Origin of the sequence: Streptomyces sp. YIM 121038 (assembly GCF_006088715.1) — a bacterium.
Taxonomy (GTDB): Bacteria; Actinomycetota; Actinomycetes; order Streptomycetales; family Streptomycetaceae; genus Streptomyces.
Window position 1 is genome coordinate 9,704,038 of the sequence record NZ_CP030771.1, and the last position, 17,165, is coordinate 9,721,202.

Here is a 17,165-nt window from a genome sequence, read left to right on the forward strand (position 1 = left end):
CGTGGCACCCATGACCGCCACACGCATGACGTCGGCACGCATCAGGCGCGCGGCCCTGGCCGCCGCTGCCGCCCTCGCCGTCTTCACCGCGCTGCCCACCAGCAGCGCCCACGCCGCCACCGGCACCTTCTTCTACCACTCGTCCCAGTCCGGCGACCTGGAGATCGACGACCCGGACAACGGCGAGTGCTACCTCCTGCTCCAAGGCGCGACCAGCGTGCGGAACCGCACGGACGCCGTCGCCCGGGTGTACTACGACCAGGGCTGCGAGGAACTCGCGGACACCCTGGTTCCCGGGGACGGCCGCACCTTCACCGACCCTCTCGCGCGCAGCGTGATGTTCGGCTGAGAGCCACCCCCCCCCAGGACGGCGGGGCCGCCCCTCCTTGGCCCCGCCGTCCACCCCTCGCGCGGCGGGAGCGGCCTAGGCGGCAAGCTCCCGCAGCAGCTCCGGCAGCGCCGTGCCGATCGGCTCGCGCACCACCTCCGCGGCCCGGTCGTCGTACGGGGTCGGCTCGGCGTTCACGATGACGAGACGCGCCCCGAAGTCGGCGGCGAGACCCGCGAGGCCCGCCGCGGGCTGCACCTGGAGGCTCGTGCCCACCGCGATGAACACCTCGCAGGCCTTCGTGATCGCCACGGCCTCGCCGAGCACCTCCGGATCGAGCCGCTCGCCGAACATCACCGTCGCCGACTTGAGGACACCGCCGCATGCCGTGCACGCCGGATCCGGATCGCCCGCCTCGACACGGGCGAGCGCCTCCTCCATCGGCCCGCGGGCACCGCACCCGGTGCACACCACCGACCGCGCCGAGCCGTGCAGTTCGAGCACCTTGCGGTCCGGCATCCCGGCCAGCTGGTGCAGCCCGTCCACGTTCTGCGTGATCACCCGCACCGGGACGCCGGAGCGCTCCAGTTCGACCACCGCGTGGTGCGCCGCGTTCGGACGGGCCAGCAGCGTGCGGTTCTCCCGCCGCATCCGCCAGGCCCTGCGCCGGACTTCCGGATCGCCCATGTAGTACTCGTACGTCACGAGCTTCTCGGCCTCGGGATCACGCCGCCACAGGCCGTTCGGCCCGCGGTAGTCGGGGATGCCGGAGTCCGTGGAGATGCCGGCTCCGCTGAGAAGGGCGACGAGGGGCTTGCTCATGCCGCCGAGCCTAGGGCGCGCGTGCGCGCACCGGCGAACGGATTCCGCCGGGCGCACCGCTCCGCGCCCGCGCACCGATCCGGCGCCGCGCCCGGCGCCACCCCCGGCTCGCCCAATGGGGTGAGCTGCGCGTATGGAGCGCCGCGCGCCCCCGCCGGGCGGGGATCCTGGGACGGAAGCGGCGTGCGGGCAGGAGCTGGCATGAAGGCCGAAATTGACAGCGACGACAGCCTCCGGCGTGCGATAGAACCATGGATCACACATCCCAGGGCGCATCTCACCTCGCTTCAGTGGCGGCTCAGCCACGCCTCGCTCCGTCGACGGCGCGGGCACGCCACCCCCTCCCACCACACGCCAGGCGGGTCGGCCGTGACGCCGACGTCCTGACGCACCTCCCTCCCTCACTTTCGCCCTTCCCGCCACTTCCGCGACACACCATGCCGCCCTACGGGGTCCTCGGACCCGGCAACGGGGGAACCCATGTCCGTGCCACCGCCTCCGCAGCCCTACCGTCTGCTGCGCGCCACCGACCTCCTCGACCTCCACTTCCGCTTCCTGGGCCTGCGCCTGGAGAAGCCCCTGCTCGAACCCCGCCGACTGGTCCGCCAGAAGCCGGACCAGCCGGGCTACCTCGTGGTCACCTTCGGCCCCCAGCACGTCGTCGAGCGGGCGTTCTTCGAGATCACCCCCGGCATCCCGGAAGGCGCCTCCCTCGCGGGGGACGAGCCGCACGAGCCACCGCCCGTGGCCTCGCGCATCGGCGGCCGCAGCGTCCTGGTGTTCGGCGTGGGCGCCCAGGCCTTCGTCACCTACACCGAGAAGGGCCTCCTCGACGCGATGCGGGAACTCCCCCTGCGCGTCGTGGACGCCGCCAGGGAACCGGCCGCCGCGGCCGGCCTGCACCACGCCGTGACCGAGGCTCCCGACAACGTCTTCCACGCCCTGCGCCTGGCCCGCACGGTGGCGGAGCTCGCGGCGCGGCACGGCACCGACGCGCCCGTCGACGCGGGGCTGCTCGCCGCCCCGGCCGCGGACCTCGCCGCCGGAGCCCGGCCGGAGAACCCGCTCGCGAACCCGGACGACCCGAAGACCGGCATCGAACTGCCCTACCGGCTCCTGCTGTCACCACCCCAGGGCGCCACCTGGTCGCACAGCAGCGAACTCGCCGACCCCACGGGCCGCGTCGAGCTGTGGCACACCCGGCTGCCCGCCACCGGCGCCCGTGCCGTCTGGACCCGCGACCCCGGCTTCGACCCCGCGAGCCCGCACCCGCTGCCCCCCGACGGCAACGAGTTCACCATGGCGATGACCCCCGAGGACCGGTCGTCCGTGGTGCACCTGACCTCGAACACCGGTCTTCCGGGCGGTTTCCGGCCGACACCGCTCACCGGCGACAACCTCATGCTGTCCAGCATGGGAGGCTGGCTCGACTCCCTCGGCCGCTGGGACCGGCCGCCCGAGGGATTCCAGGTCACCCAGTGGCGCCACCGCGCCTCCCTCGGCCGCGACCACTACGTACGCGTCATGTACCGGGGGCGGCTCTTCCCCTTCGGTCACCTCGCGGACCTCGTGAAGGTCACCGAGCGCAAGTTCGACCACAAGCGGCCGGACAACGCGGCCTACCTCAACCAGCGGTTCTTCATCATGGTGCGCGAGCCGGTCCGCCGCTACGGAGCGCCGGAGGACACCGAGGAACTGAAGCGCCTGCGCCGCCGCTTCCCGTTCACCAGCGTCCGTCTGCTCACCCTCGTCACCCCCGACCTGCACGAGCCCCGCCCCATCCCGGGCCTGGCCACCGACCCCCAGCACCCCAACGAGAAGCTCGCCTTCTTCCCGGAGACCGACGGCGACGTGCCCTTCCAGTTCCAGGTGAGCATGACCGACCTGGACGGCCGGCTCGTGGAGTTCCGTACGCCCATGGCCTTCGTCGGCAAGAACCTGTACGGGAACCGGGCCGACGTAGGGACGATCATCACCTACTACACGCCGGACGAGACGAAACCGAGCCCCACCGAGCCCGACCTGACCCAGGGCGCGGTCACCCGGGCCCTCGCCGACGTGCGCGGCCAGGCCGTCGCCTACGCGCCGAGCAACAAGCCCGACGACACGACGCTCTCCACCGGACGGCTGATCTGGGGCGCCGCGCTCGCCCCGGAGCCGGTCGCCGCCGAAGAGCCCCTGTTCCTGCCCACCGTGCGCTGGGCGCGAGCCGTCGTGCCCGCCCTCAGCCGCTTCGGCACCGGCGTGGGCGGCGACCAGCCGAAGTCGGTGTTCCACCCCGAGCCGTACGTGCGCGACGCCTTCACCGACGCCAACAAGGGCCAGCTGTTCATCGAGCTCGTCGAGCCGTTCCCGCTGACCTTCAGCTCGGCAGGGCAGAGCGCCGGAGCCCTCGCCCAGCCGAACTTCTCCGTCGCGGGCCTGTCCCGGCTGACCGGCCCGGTCGCCGCCGTCCCCACCACGGCCCTCGGGCCCGCCGCCGACCCGGCCGACAAGTGGGTCAACCTCCTCCAGGGCCGGTTCAACCCCCTCGACTACTTCAAGCAGATCGCCGACGCCAAGCTCTTCGGCATGTTCCCGCTGTCGGCGATCCTCAAGGAGGCCGGCCTCGACAAGCTCAAGGCGCCGAACTTCCTCACGGCGACCGTCAACGCCGTCACCGGGTTCCTCAACGACCTGCGCGGTCTGCGCGACACCCTGGCCGCCGTCCAGGAACAGTTCCCGCAGACCGCCGACCGCGTCATCCGCGTCGTCGACACCGCGACGCGCTTCGTCGAGGTGCTCCTCGCCTACATCACCAGCAATCTGGAGCACGCCCCCAACCCCACCCGCATCGAGGACGTCGACAACGCCTTCCGCGCCTTCGCCGACGCCCTCAGGGAGCTGCGGGTGGGCCTGCCCGCCGGGGTCGAGACCGGTGTGCGGCAGCTGCTCACCCGCATCGCCGAGGCGACCGCCACGTACGAGAACGGGGCGGGCGAGGTCATCGCGCTGCGGGACGCCATCAAGATGGCGGCGCTCGGCGCCAAGCTCCCGGACGTCGTCAACTCCCGCATCCAGTGGCAGCCGGACATCAAAGCGTGGACGCCGGGCAGGACGGACCCTCCGGAACACGAGAAGGACGCCGTCTTCTGGCCCATCGGCAAACTGAGCCTCGTCGCCGACCTGCGCGGCTCACTGCGGCCCGACGTGCCCCAGGCAGCCGACGTCACCTGCACGCTGGGCCGCTTCAAGCTGCGCATGGTCCCCGGATTCGAAGCGATCGCCCTGGACTTCGAACGGATCCGCTTCACCATGCGCGCGGGCCAGAAGCCCGACGTCGAGGTGAAGTTCGGCGGCGTCGACTTCATCGGGCACCTGGAGTTCATCCAGACCCTGCGCAACCTCATCCCGCTCGACGGCTTCAGCGACCCGCCCGCCCTCACCGTCGACGCCTCCGGCATCCACGCCAACTACTCGATGCAGCTGCCCAACGCGGCCGTGGGCGTGTTCAGCCTGGAGAACCTCTCCCTGAACGCGATGCTCTCGGTGCCGTTCATCGGGAACACCCCGCTCCAGGCGGGCTTCTCCTTCTGCCGCCGCGAGGCACCCTTCCGCCTCACCGTGTCGATGCTCGGCGGCGGCGGCTACTTCGGCATCGTCCTGAACCCCAAGGAGATCGCCGTCCTGGACGCCGCCATCGAATTCGGCGCCGCGGTGTCCATGAACTTCGGCGTGGCCAGCGGCAGCCTGTCCGTGATGGCGGGCGTCTACTTCCGGCTCGAACTCGTCGACGTCACGCCCGACCCGGGCAGGCCCGACCAGAAGGAGACCCGCCCCAGCGTCAAACTCGTCGGCTACCTCCGCGCCCGCGGCGAGGTCGACGTCCTCGGCATCGTCTCCGCCTCCATCGAGCTCTACCTCGAACTCGGCTACGAAGGCGGCTACGCCGTCGGTCGCGCCCGGCTCACCATCAGCATCGAGATCGGCTTCTTCTCGAAGTCCGTGACGATCCGCTGCGAGAAGAAGTTCGCGGGCAGCGGCAAACTCACCGGATTCGCGGGCGCCGCGGCCGAACCGGAGCTCACACCGCCGTCCTTCGCCGACCTCATGTCGCCGTACACCGACCCGGTCACGGGCGCCCGCGTCGACCCCGTCCTCGACTACTGCACGGCCTTCGCGGAGGTGGACTGACCATGGTGGACAGCATCCGATGGACCGTCCTCCCCGACGGCGTCATCGAGGGCGACACCGTACGCGTGTCCGTCCTCGTCACCCCGAACCTGACCGGCATCACCCAACTCGGCCAGTCCGAGGCGTTCATCCGCTGGCCCGAGCGGCTCGCCACCCTGCTGGCCGGGCTCTGGTTCGAGTTCGACAAGCCCGAACACACCTACGTCACGCAGCACGAGCCGACGGGCCACCACCCCCCGGCCGACCTCGACACGTGGAAGGCCCTGTTCAAGGACACCACCCTGGTGTCCCCGCCGGAGCAGGCGACCGCGCTGGCCGCCGAGGCACCGGACACGCTGCGCTCCTTCCCCGGCAAGCTGGTGCACGACGAGATCACCGACGTGTACCGGGCCGTCGCCGTGACCACGACGCGCAGCCGCCTCGGCGGCGAATGGGCCCGCCAGGAGAGCGTCCTGTGCGAGGAGCCGCCGACGGACCACCGCGGCTGGGAGACGCCCGCCCTGTATCTGATGCCCGACATCATCACCAGCGAAGTCCTGGCCATGGGCCGCAACCTGGCCAAGGGCTACGAGGCGGTGAAGCTGGCGTTCAACCAGCACAGCGACGTCCCGCGCGCCGCCGCGGACGACCTCGCTCCCCGGGTCATGGACCGTACGACCCCGCTGTACACCAGCGAGGAGTACAAGCACATGCTGCCCCTGGCCGAGACCGCCCTGTTCTACGACCGGCCCAGGCCGTCCGCCGAGGCCCTGGCCGCCGAGGAGGAGGAAGAGCACCGCGTCGACTTCCACGAGGCGTGCGGTCTGCTCGGCGACTACCCGGAGCTCCAGCGCAGGTTCGGCCTCGTCGTCGACCGCCGGTTCACGCTGCCCGCGAGCATCCCCGACGGGGCCCGCGTCCGGGTGCGCTTCGACAACGGCGTGCCCCACGCCGACGATCTCAACGCCGAGCCGCTCCGCCCCTGGACGACCCTCCGGATCGTCCGGGGCAGCGTCTTCGAAGCGGGCGCCGCCACCACCGGCCTGATCACCGGCAGGATGCTGAACCTGGGCGCCCCCGACACCTGGCACCTCACCGAACTGGACGTGGACGGGGCGGCGCTCAAACACCTCGACTACGCCCGCACCATCGCGGCCCTGCACGACCGTGACGTGCCGTCGAGCCCCGGCTCCGTCGCCCACCAGGTCGCGGGCACCGCCACCCCGGCCGCCCGCGGCGGCGGCATCACCCTGATGCACACCGTCCGCGACCACTACCTCGCCGGGCAGATCGGCACCGACCTCAAGCGCCGCACCAACGGCGAAGTGGCCGAACTGACCGCGGAGAACCTGGTCCGCGGCTACCGCGTGGACATCGGCACCGTCGACCCGGCCACCGGAGCCGTCCGCCAGTGGCAGTCCCTGCTGCGCCGCCGCGGCCGCTACACGATCCGCTGGCCCGGACAGCAGCCCATCACCCTCCAGGTCCGCCCCGACGAGGGCCTGGTGCGCGCCAGCGCCGTGACGGCCGTCTCCGCCACCTCCAAGGTGCTCTACGGTCACCAGGCCGTCTGCGGCTGGCACGGCTGGAGCCTCGCCGCGCCCCGGCCGGGCCGCACCATCGGGCTCGACAACGAGCCGGAGGCACCCGCCCCGCCCGTGTCCCCCGACGTGCCCCTGGAGACCCGGTTCACGGCGGAGCCCGGCTCGCTGCCCGCCCTGCGCTTCGGCCGCACGTACCGCATGCGCGCCCGCGTCGTCGACCTCGCGGGCAACGGCCTCGACCACACCGCGAGCACCCCCGACGCCGTCCGGTCCGACGCGATCACCTACGGCCGCTGGGAACCCGTCCCGCAGCCCGTGGTGGTGCCGCTGCTGCCGTTCAACGAGGGCGAGTCCACCGAGCGCATGGTCATCCGCAGCACCGTCACCGACGACGGCCGCCAGATCTCGCCCGACGAGTACGTCCTGTGGCGCTCCGACGTCCCCGACCACAAGGCGCGCTCCGACGTCGACGGCCTGGACCGCCAGTACAAGCCGATCGCGGAACGACACGTGGCACCGCCGAAGACGGCCCTGCAGATGGCCGAGGAGCACGGCGTGTTCGACGCCGCCTTCGGCGCCACCAAGCCCGACCGGGTGCGCGCGGAGTACTTCGCGGCCGCCTCCCGCGAATCCGGGTCCTTCCTGGACACCGTCGTCCGCGACCCGCAGTGGCCGCACCTCCCGCACGACCTGCTGCTCGAAGGCTCCATCCACATCGCCAAGCACGACGTGCACGACCCGCTGGCCGTCACCCCGCTGCCGCTCGCGCGCCGCGGCGCGGGGCTCAAGCGCGGCGAGTTCGTCGTGCACGACACCCACCAACTGCGCCTGCCGTACCTCCCGGACGTCCTCGCCGAGGGCGTCATGCTGCGCGGCCTGCCCGGCGACCGGGAGAACCGCAAGATCCCCTTCCCGGGACCCTGGCCGCAGGCCCAGCCGTTCAGGATCCGCATCCGGGAGGGCAGCGGCGAACCGCACTGGGACGGCCTCACCCAGCGCGTCCTGGAGGTGTACCTGCCCAAGGGCGAGATCGCCACGGTCCGCCTGAGCTGCTATCTGGACCCGGCGAAGCTCCCCCTGCTGCGCCAGTGGGGGCTGCTCACCGAGTCCTCCTTCTGGAAGGACCTGCGCGAGCGGGACAGGGCGTTCCTCACCCGGGCCACCGCCGACGGTGAGAACTGGATGCTCACGCCCTGGACCGAGGTCACGCTGGTGCACGCGGTGGAGAAGCCCGTCCAGCCGCCCCGCCTCGCCGAACTCAGCGCCTTCCGGACGGCCGAGCAGACCGCCGCCCACATCGCCATCCAGGTCACCAGCCACGCCGAGAGCACCGGCCACGTCGAGGTGGACGCCCGCTGGAGCGAGTGGCTCGACGACGTCACCCAGCCCGCGCCCACCCGCGTCGACGGCCACAAGCAACTGGAGGACATCACCCTCGCTTACGCCGACGACGAGGAACGGGTCACCCGCACCCACGAGTTCGGCGACACCCGGCACCGCAACGTCCGCTACACGCCGACCGCCGTCACCCGCTTCCGCGAGTACTTCCACCCCACCATCACCGAAGACCGCGCCAACGTCACCCGCCTCGGCCCGACCGCGGCCCCCCTGCCGGTGCCCAGCTCCCGCAGGCCCGAGCCGCCCGCCGTCGCCTACGCCGTACCCACCCTGCGCCACGACCGCAGCGTCGACCAGCAGCGGGCCACGGTCACCCAGCGCCGCCGCCCCGCGGGCCTGCGCGTCTATCTGAACCGCCCCTGGTACTCCTCCGGCGACGACGAGATGCTCGCCGTGGTGCTCGACACCGGCACCGCCCTGCCCGACACCGTCGCCACCCGCTGGGGCGTCGACCCCGTCTGGTCCGACACCACCGTCCTGCCGCGCCCGCAGGCCACGCACTTCCCGAACCCGGAGAAGCGCCCGACCGGTCTGCGCCTGCCCGGCTCACCCGACGCGGAACCGGTCCTGGTCGACGCGGCGGCCTTCACCCCCGCGTACGACACGGCACGCAGGCTCTGGTACGTCGACATCGACGTGGACTTCGGCGGCGGCGCGGCCACCGCCTACTTCCCCTATCTGCGCCTCGCCCTCGCCCGCTACCAGCCGTACGCGGTCGACCCGCTGCACCTGTCGAAGGTGGAACGGGCGGAGTTCGCCCAGCTCCTGCCGCCGCGCACGCTCACCGGGCGGCGCGAGGGCAACCAGCTCACGGCCACCCTCACCGGCCCGGCCACGTACAACGAACTGGGTGAGACGAGCGGCACCGGCGTCACCGCCGCGGCCGCGTGCCGCCGGGTCACGCTCACCCTCCAGAGCCGGGCGCTCGCGGGGGAGGACGACATGGACTGGAAGGAGCTGGGCACGCCGGCGGACCTGGTCTGCCGTGCCGACGGCACGGGCTTCGCCTGGTCCGGCGGCATCGCGGCCCCCACCGGTCAACCCCTCACCCTGTACCGGCTGCTGGTCCAGGAGCACGAGCTCTACCGCACCGACAAGGACACGGCCACCGACACGGTCACCGTCAACGGCGCCCCGGTACCGGCCGCCCGGCGCCTGGTGCACGCCGACTACTTCGAGCTGACGGTCGGTCTGCTGGGCCGGATCGACTTCAAGCTGTAGCGAGCCGGCCGCCGCCAGGGGCCCGGGCCGCGGGGGAACGCGGCCGGGGCCCCTCGCAGCACGTCGGGAAACGGCCACCACTGCTGCTACTCTCTGTCGTCGCATGGTCATCGTGAGCAACTTGCAGAGGTGTACGTGAAGGTCACCTGCGTCGGTGGCGGCCCCGCCGGTCTCTATCTCTCCATCCTCCTGAAGCGACAGGACCCGGCCACCGAGATCACCGTCCACGAGCGCAACCCGGAGGGCTCCACCTACGGCTGGGGCGTCACGTACTGGCGCGGGCTCCTCGACAAACTCCACGAGCACGACCCCGAGTCCGCGCGCGCCGTCGAGGAGGCATCCGTGCGCTGGCGCGACGGCGTCGCCCACGTGGGGGACGCCGTCACGCGCCACCGCGGCGACGAGGGCTTCGGCATCGGCCGCCACCGCCTCCTCGAACTGCTCGCCGCCCGGGCCCGCTCCCTCGGCGTACGCCTGGAGTTCGGCCAGGAGATGACCGCCGACGCGCTGCCCCGCGACGCCGACCTGGTCGTCGCCGGTGACGGCCTGCACAGCACGCTGCGCGGCGCGCACCCCGAGCACCACGGCACGCACGTCACGGCCGGGCGCAACCGCTACATCTGGCTCGGCACCACCAAGGTCTTCGACGCCTTCACCTTCGCCTTCGTGGAGAGCGACCACGGCTGGATCTGGGCCTACGCGTACGGCTACGGCACGGAGGGCAGCACCTGCGTCGTCGAGTGCGCCCCGGAGACCTGGACCGGGCTCGGCCTCGACCGTGCCGACGAGGCCGAAGGCCTGACCCTCCTGGGCAAGCTCTTCGACCACCTCCTGGACGGGCACCCCCTGATCGGCCGCTCCTCCAGCGACGGCCGGGCCCAGTGGCTGACCTTCCAGACCCTCACCAACAAGCGCTGGTACCGCGACAACGTCGTCCTCCTCGGCGACGCCGCCCACACCACCCACTACTCCATCGGCGCGGGCACCACCCTCGCCCTGGAGGACGCCATCGCGCTGGCCGCCGCCCTGCGCGGCCACTGCGCGGTCCCGGAGGCGCTCGCCGCCTACCAGCGGGAGCGCGCGGCCGCCCTCCTGTCCGTGCAGAGCGCCGCCCGCTACAGCGCCCGGTGGTACGAGAGCCTGCCGCGGTACGTCCACCTGCCGCCGCACCGCATGTTCGCCCTGCTCGGCCAGCGCCACTCACCGCTGCTGCCGTACGTGCCGCCCCAGCTCTACTACGGCCTCGACAAGGCCGCCGGACAGGTCGAGGCACTGCGCAGGTTCAAGCGCTGGCTGGGGCCGAAGCTCGCCCGCACCGCGCACGCGCGGACCGCGCCGGGCCGCGACCGGCGCCCGTAGCGCACGAGGACCCCGTGGTCCGGGCCGTGGCCCGGACCACTCGGTGCCTCGATCAGGACTGCGGCGGGTTCTGCTGCCCCTGGTCGCCGCCCAGCTGCTCCTTGAGCTTCTCCTGGGCGGTGTCGACCTGGCTGCTGTACTTGCCCTGCGTCTTGTCGTCGACGAAGTCTCCCGCCTTGTCGATGCCCTGGCCCGCCTTGTCCTCGTGGCCCTTCAGCATCTGCTTGAGCTTGTCCAGCACAGACATGGGATGTCTCCTTGCGGTTCGCCCCTGGTTCCAGGTTCACCGCGCTCCGACCGATCCGCATCCCGTGCGGGGAAAACGCATCCCGTGCGGGGGAAACCCCCGTGCGTCACCCACGCCCCGGGCGCTACCGTCCCGGCATGCTCCCTGAGGACGGACACTTCGCTGAGGACGTAGCCGCCACCTACGACGAGTCGTCGGCCGACATGTTCCGCCCGGAGGCGGTGGACCCCGTCGTCGACCTCCTCGCCGACCTGGCGGGCGACGGCGAGGCGCTGGAGTTCGGCATCGGCACGGGCCGCATCGCCCTGCCGCTCTCCCGGCGCGGCGTCCCGGTGCGCGGCATCGAGATGTCCCGCGCCATGGCGTCCCGGCTGCGGGAGAAACCCGGCGGCGACGCGGTGCCCGTGACCATCGGCGACTTCGCCACCACCCACGCCGAGGACGCGCGGTCCGCCGCGGTGGTCTACCTCGTCTTCAACACGATCAACAACCTCACCACGCAGGACGCCCAGGTGGCCTGCTTCCACAACGCCGCCGCCCATCTGCGCCCCGGCGGCCGCTTCGTCATCGAGGTCGGCGTGCCCGATCTGCGCCTCCTGCCACCCGGGCAGACCGCCGTGCCGTTCCACATCAGCCCCACCCGATGGGCGTTCGACACCTATGACGTGGCCACCCAGGCGCTGAGCTCGCACTACGTCACGATCGTCGACGGCCGCGCCGAGCACCGCTCCATCCCCTTCCGGTACGTGTGGCCCGCCGAGCTCGACCTGATGGCGCGGCTCGCCGGACTCCGCCTCCGCGACCGCTGGGAGGACTGGCACGGCAAGCCCTTCACCGGCGAGAGCACCCAGCACGTCTCGGTGTGGGAGAAGCCCCTCGACTGACCGGGCCCGGGTCAGCGCCCGGCGAGCAGCGCGTCGACCGCCCGGCCGAACAGCCACGCCGCCGCCCGCGCCACCACGGGATCCAGCACCCCGGGCAGCCACCGCACCCGCAGCTCCTCGCGCCAGACCACCCGCGCACCCGCGCCGGCCTCCCCGGGGCCCACCTCAATCTCGGCCCACCCGGTGACGAACGAGCCGCGCTTGACCAGACGGCAGATCCCGCGCCTCCCTCGCGGCGGCTGCCAGAGCACGACCTCCATCACGTCGTCGAACGCCAGCGGCCCGACCCCGGACCGCGCGGTCAGCAGGGCACCCGCACCCCCGGACTCCGCTCCGGAGACCGTGACCCTGGTCAGGGGCATCACCCGGCCGTGCCGCTCCCAGTCCGTCAGCCGCCGCCACGCCTCGTCGGGACCGAGCGGCGTGGTGCGTACGAGGCGGAAGAGGGCCATACGCCGATCGTAGACAGCGCCACCGGGCTCCGCGGCCCCGGCCTCACCGAGCCCACTGCGGCTTCCAGACCCCGGTGTCCGGCTCGGCCGGCCGCGCGGAGACGAGGTGGTCGCGCAGCGTGGCCAGGGCCGGATGCGGGTTGTCAGCGCGCCAGAGCAGGGAGTGCGGATAGACCGGAGTGGGGTCGCGCAGGGGGATGAGCCGCAGGTCGTGGCCGACGGGCCAGACGAGGGGAGTGCGCTCGCTGAGGAAGGTCGCGACCGCAGCGGAGTCGACGATCGTGTCGAGGAGGGCCTCGACGCCGAAGTCGGGGCCGATGGCGTCGATGGACAGGCCGAAGGCCTCGGCGAGCGCGTCGTAGTACGCGGCCCACTCGGTGCCCGGAGCGTTGCCGGGCATCCAGATGCGGTGCCCGGCCAGCTCGGCGAGCGCGACCGAGGACGCGGCGGCGAACGGGTGGGCGGGCCCGGTGAACAGGCGCAGCGGCTCGTCGAGCACGGGCAGCGCCCCGATGCCCTCCGGAAGCTGCCGGCCCGGCATGGTCACGGCCCGGAACGTGGCGTCGATGGTGCCGGACGCGAGGGCCTCGACGGCCGCGTCGACGCCGTACAGCGTGACGACGTCGAGCTCCACGTCCGGGTGCGCGCGGTGGAAGTCGCGCACCAGGCCCGCGGTGGCGACCCGGCGGCCGACCACGTCCACGCGCAGGGCGCGCCGCCCCGGGCGCACGGATGCCGCCGCCCGCTCCTCGGCCAGGAGCAGCGCCCGGGCGTGCGGCAGGAACGCCTGCCCGTCGATGGTGAGCCGGGCCCCGCGCGGGGTGCGGGCGAAGAGGCGCACGCCGAGTTCCTCCTCCAGGGCGGCGACGCGCTTGGACACGGCCTGCTGGGTGAGCGACAGATCGACGGCGGCCTTCTGGAACTGCCCGGCGTCCGCGGCGACGACGAAGGTGCGTACGGAGTTGAGATCCACACCGCCCAGCCTACTGACACAACACGTGGTTGTGGCTCGCCGGTCCGATGGTTGTTTGATCCGCAGGCCAGACGCTCGCTTGGATGACGCGGGTCAACGAAAGGTTGCCCGGACCGGCCGACCGGGAGCGCGCTGCTCCCGGGCCGGGGGCGCCTTGCCCCGCACCCCGGAGGTGACGCACCCGTGCCCGACTCCTTCGTCCATCTGCACAACCACACCGAGTACTCGATGCTGGACGGCGCCCAGAAGCTGCGGCCCATGTTCGCCGAGGTGGCCCGGCAGCGGATGCCCGCCATCGCCATGAGCGACCACGGGAACATGTTCGGCGCCTACGAGTTCGCCCAGGTGGCGAAGGAGTCCGACGGCATCCGGCCGATCATCGGCATCGAGGCGTACCTGGCGCCGTCCTCACGCTTCGCGCGCAAGCAGGAGTTCTGGGGGCCGGGCGGCCGCCGCGCCGTCGGCGACGGCGGCGAGGGCTCCAAGGACGTCTCCGGCGGCGGCCGCTTCACCCACATGACCATGTGGGCCCGGAACGTCCAGGGCCTGCGGAACCTCTTCTGGCTCAGCACCCGCGCCAGCTACGAGGGCCAGTTCCCCGCGGGCAAGCCGCGCATGGACCGGGAGCTGATCGCCGAGCGCCCGGACGGCATCATCGCCACCACCGGCTGCCCCTCCGGCGAGATCCAGACGCGCCTGCGACTGCACCAGTACGACGAGGCCAGGGCCGCCGCCGCGGCCTGGCAGGACCTCTTCGGGCGCGAGAACTACTTCCTGGAGCTGATGGACCACGGCCTGGACATCGAACGCGACGTGCGCGACGGCCTGCTGCGCCTGGCCGACGACCTGGCGATCCCGCTGCTCGCCACCAACGACGCGCACTACGTCACCGAGGACCAGGCCGACGCCCACGACACCCTGCTGTGCATCGGCGTCGGCAAGAACAAGGACGACCCCCGGCGCTTCCGCTTCAACGGCTCCGGCTACTACCTCAAGAGCGCCACCGAGATGCGCGCGCTGTTCGCGGAGCTCCCGCAGGCCTGCGACAACACCCTGCTGATCGCCGAGCGCGTCGAGTCCTACGACGAGGTCTTCGACCACGTCGACGAGATGCCGCGCTTCCCGGACGTCCCCGAGGGCGAGACCCAGGAGTCATGGCTGCGCAAGGAGGTCGCCCGGGGCCTGGTCCTGCGCTACGGCGACCCGGTCCCCGCGCACGTCATGGACCGCTTCGAGACCGAGATGGCCGTCATCGGCCCCATGGGCTTCAGCTCGTACTTCCTCGTCGTCGCCGACATCTGCCGCCACGCCCGCGACAACAGGATCCCCATCGGGCCCGGCCGCGGCTCCGCGACCGGCTCCCTCGTCGCCTACGCCACGCGCATCACCGAGCTGTGCCCCCTGGAGCACGGCCTGCTCTTCGAGCGCTTCCTGAACCCCGAGCGCATCAACCCGCCGGACGTCGACCTCGACTTCGACGACCGCCAGCGCGACCGCATGGTCCGCTACGTCACCGAGAAGTACGGCGACGAGTACACCGCCTTCGTGAACACCTTCGGTACCATCAAGGCCAAGAACGCGATCAAGGACTCCGCACGCATCCTCGGCTACCCGTACGCCCACGGCGAGCGCATCACCAAGGCGCTCCCGCCGGACCAGAACGGCAAGTCGGCCCCGCTGGCCGCCGTCTTCGACCCCGCCCACCCGCGCCACGCCGAGGCCGGCGGGATCCGGCAGCTGTACGACGCCGAGGCCGACGTCAAGCGGGTCATCGACACCGCACGCGGCGTGGAGGGCCTCACCCGCGGCACCGGCGTCCACGCCGCGGCCGTGATCCTGTCCAAGACACGGCTGACCGACCGGATCCCGCTGCACATGCGCGCCGCCGACGGCGCGCGGATCACCGGTTTCGACTATCCGTCGTGCGAGGCGATGGGCCTGGTCAAGATGGACTTCCTGGGGCTGCGCAACCTCGGCGTCATCGACCAGGCCATCGAGAACGTCCGCGAGAACCGCGGCGTCCGGCTGGCCACCGTCGACCCGGGCGACGGCGACCCGGCCACCGTCGTGATCCCCCTCGACGACGCCAGGACGTACCGGCTCCTCGCCGACGGCAACACCTTCGGCGTCTTCCAGCTCGACGGCGGCGGCATGCGGGCCCTGCTCAAGCTCATGGAACCCACCCGCTTCGAGGACATCGCGGCCGCCAACGCCCTCTACCGGCCGGGCCCCATGGCCGCCAACGCCCACACCAACTACGCGCTGCGCCAGAACGGCAAGCAGGAGCCCGCCCCCATCCACCCCGAGCTGAAGGAGGCCCTCGACCCGATCCTCGGCTCCACCCACCACCTGCTGATCTTCCAGGAACAGATCATGGCCATCGCCCGGCAGCTCGCCGGATACACGCTGGGCGGCGCCGACATGCTGCGCCGCGCGATGGGCAAGAAGAAGCCGGAGGTCCTCGCCGCCGAGTGGGAGAAGTTCCACGGCGGCATGCGCGCGAACGGCTACTCCGACGAGGCCGTCAAGGCCCTCTGGGACGTGATGCTGCCCTTCTCCGGCTACGCCTTCAACAAGTCCCACACCGCCGGATACGGCCTCGTCTCGTACTGGACCGCCTACCTCAAGGCCAACCACCCGGCCGAGTACATGGCCGCCCTGCTCACCTCGGTCGGCGACGACAAGGACAAGGCCGCCGTCTATCTGGCCGACGCCCGCAAGAACGGCGTCCGGGTCCTGCAGCCCGACGTGAACGAGTCCCTCGCGGAGTTCACCGCGATCGGCGACGACGTGCGGTTCGGACTCCGGTCCGTGCGCAACGTCGGCGACAGCGTCATCGAAGCCGTCGTCGACGCCCGCCGCCGCAAGGGGAAGTTCACCTCCTTCCCCGACTTCCTCGACAAGGCCGATCTGCCCGCCCTGTCCAAGAGGGCCGTGGAGTCCCTGATCAAGGCCGGCGCCTTCGACTCGCTCGGGCACTCCCGCAAGGGCCTGACCGCCGTCCACGAGGACGCCATCGACGCGATCACCCCGGTGAAGAAGGCGGCTGCCTTCGGCCAGGACGACCTGTTCTCGGGGGCCACGGGCGCACAGGACCCACAGACGCCGTCCTTCGGCCTCGACTTCCCCCTCGACCCGACGGAGTGGCCGCGCCGACAACTCCTCGCCACCGAGCGCGAGATGCTCGGCCTCTACGTCTCCGCCCATCCGCTCGACGGCGCCGAGCACATCCTCGCGGGAGCGCGGGACCGCTCCCTCGCCGACCTCCTCGCCTCCGGCAGCTCCGGCGCCGACGTCCGGCTCTCCGGGCTGGTCACCGGCGTCCAGCGCAAGGTGACCAAACAGGGCAACGCCTGGGCAGTCGTCCACCTCGCCGACCGCGACGCGAGCGTCGAGGTCCTCTTCTTCCCCGCCGCCTACCAACTCGTCCAGCACGCCCTGGCCGAGGACAACGTCGTCTCCGTCAAGGGCAGGGCCGAGGACCGCGACGGCACCCTGACCGTCTTCGGCCGGGAGCTGACGGTGCTCGACGTGTCCGCCGCCGAGCACGGCGGCAGGCCCCCCGTCCTCCTCGCCCTGCCCTCCCACCGCGTCACCCGACGGTCCGTGGCCGACCTCAAGAAGATCCTCGCCGCCCACCCCGGAGACAGCCCCGTCCACCTCACCGTCCGCGGCCCCCGCAAGACCACCGTCTACGCCCTGGAGGCGAGGGTGAACGCCGCCACCCTCGCCTCCGACGTCAAGGGCACCTTCGGGGCCGACGCGTGGACGGGCGCCACGTGACC

Annotated in this window: 10 protein-coding genes; 6 read left to right on the forward strand and 4 right to left on the reverse strand. The window is 72.2% G+C overall.

Annotated elements, in window-relative coordinates:
• Nucleotides 1-10 precede the first annotated feature (10 nt).
• On the forward strand, nt 11-349 hold the full coding sequence (locus tag C9F11_RS41110; protein ID WP_138965457.1) for a hypothetical protein: 339 nt from the start codon (nt 11-13) through the stop codon (nt 347-349).
• Between the two features lie 75 nt (nt 350-424).
• Here C9F11_RS41110 and C9F11_RS41115 read toward each other — a convergent pair whose 3' ends face one another.
• Nucleotides 425-1,150, reverse strand: a complete 726-nt coding sequence (locus C9F11_RS41115; RefSeq protein ID WP_138965459.1) for a Sir2 family NAD-dependent protein deacetylase — start codon at nt 1,148-1,150, stop codon at nt 425-427.
• 480 nt (nt 1,151-1,630) lie between these two features.
• Between C9F11_RS41115 and C9F11_RS47820 the strand changes: the two genes are divergently transcribed.
• From C9F11_RS47820 to C9F11_RS41130, 3 genes are all read left to right on the forward strand, one after another.
• Nucleotides 1,631-5,323 (forward strand): hypothetical protein, encoded by a 3,693-nt coding sequence (locus C9F11_RS47820; protein WP_171076018.1) that lies wholly within the window; start codon nt 1,631-1,633, stop codon nt 5,321-5,323.
• Between the two features lie 2 nt (nt 5,324-5,325).
• On the forward strand, nt 5,326-9,465 hold the full coding sequence (locus C9F11_RS41125) for a hypothetical protein (protein ID WP_138965461.1): 4,140 nt from the start codon (nt 5,326-5,328) through the stop codon (nt 9,463-9,465).
• A gap of 129 nt (nt 9,466-9,594) precedes the next feature.
• Nucleotides 9,595-10,824, forward strand: a complete 1,230-nt coding sequence (locus tag C9F11_RS41130; protein ID WP_138965463.1) for an FAD-dependent monooxygenase — start codon at nt 9,595-9,597, stop codon at nt 10,822-10,824.
• 52 nt (nt 10,825-10,876) lie between these two features.
• Here C9F11_RS41130 and C9F11_RS41135 read toward each other — a convergent pair whose 3' ends face one another.
• A complete protein-coding gene (locus tag C9F11_RS41135; RefSeq protein ID WP_138965465.1) occupies nt 10,877-11,071 on the reverse strand; it encodes an antitoxin in 195 nt (64 codons plus the stop codon).
• Nucleotides 11,072-11,208: 137 nt separating this feature from the next.
• On the opposite strand from C9F11_RS41135, the gene C9F11_RS41140 reads away from it, so the two are divergent.
• Nucleotides 11,209-11,955 carry a class I SAM-dependent methyltransferase gene (locus tag C9F11_RS41140; protein ID WP_138965467.1) on the forward strand — a complete coding sequence of 249 codons (747 nt, stop codon included), beginning with the start codon at nt 11,209-11,211 and terminating at the stop codon, nt 11,953-11,955.
• An 11-nt stretch (nt 11,956-11,966) separates the two neighbouring features.
• Here C9F11_RS41140 and C9F11_RS41145 read toward each other — a convergent pair whose 3' ends face one another.
• On the reverse strand, nt 11,967-12,407 hold the full coding sequence (locus C9F11_RS41145; protein WP_138965469.1) for an SRPBCC family protein: 441 nt from the start codon (nt 12,405-12,407) through the stop codon (nt 11,967-11,969).
• A gap of 43 nt (nt 12,408-12,450) precedes the next feature.
• The gene (locus tag C9F11_RS41150) at nt 12,451-13,380 is read right to left on the reverse strand and encodes a LysR family transcriptional regulator (protein WP_138965471.1); all 930 of its coding nucleotides are present in this window, start codon (nt 13,378-13,380) and stop codon (nt 12,451-12,453) included.
• Nucleotides 13,381-13,563: 183 nt separating this feature from the next.
• Here C9F11_RS41150 and dnaE point away from each other — a divergent pair, with 183 nt between their 5' ends.
• Entirely contained in the window at nt 13,564-17,163 is a 3,600-nt protein-coding gene (dnaE, locus tag C9F11_RS41155; protein ID WP_138965472.1) for a DNA polymerase III subunit alpha, read from the forward strand.
• The last annotated feature ends 2 nt before the right edge of the window (nt 17,164-17,165 follow it).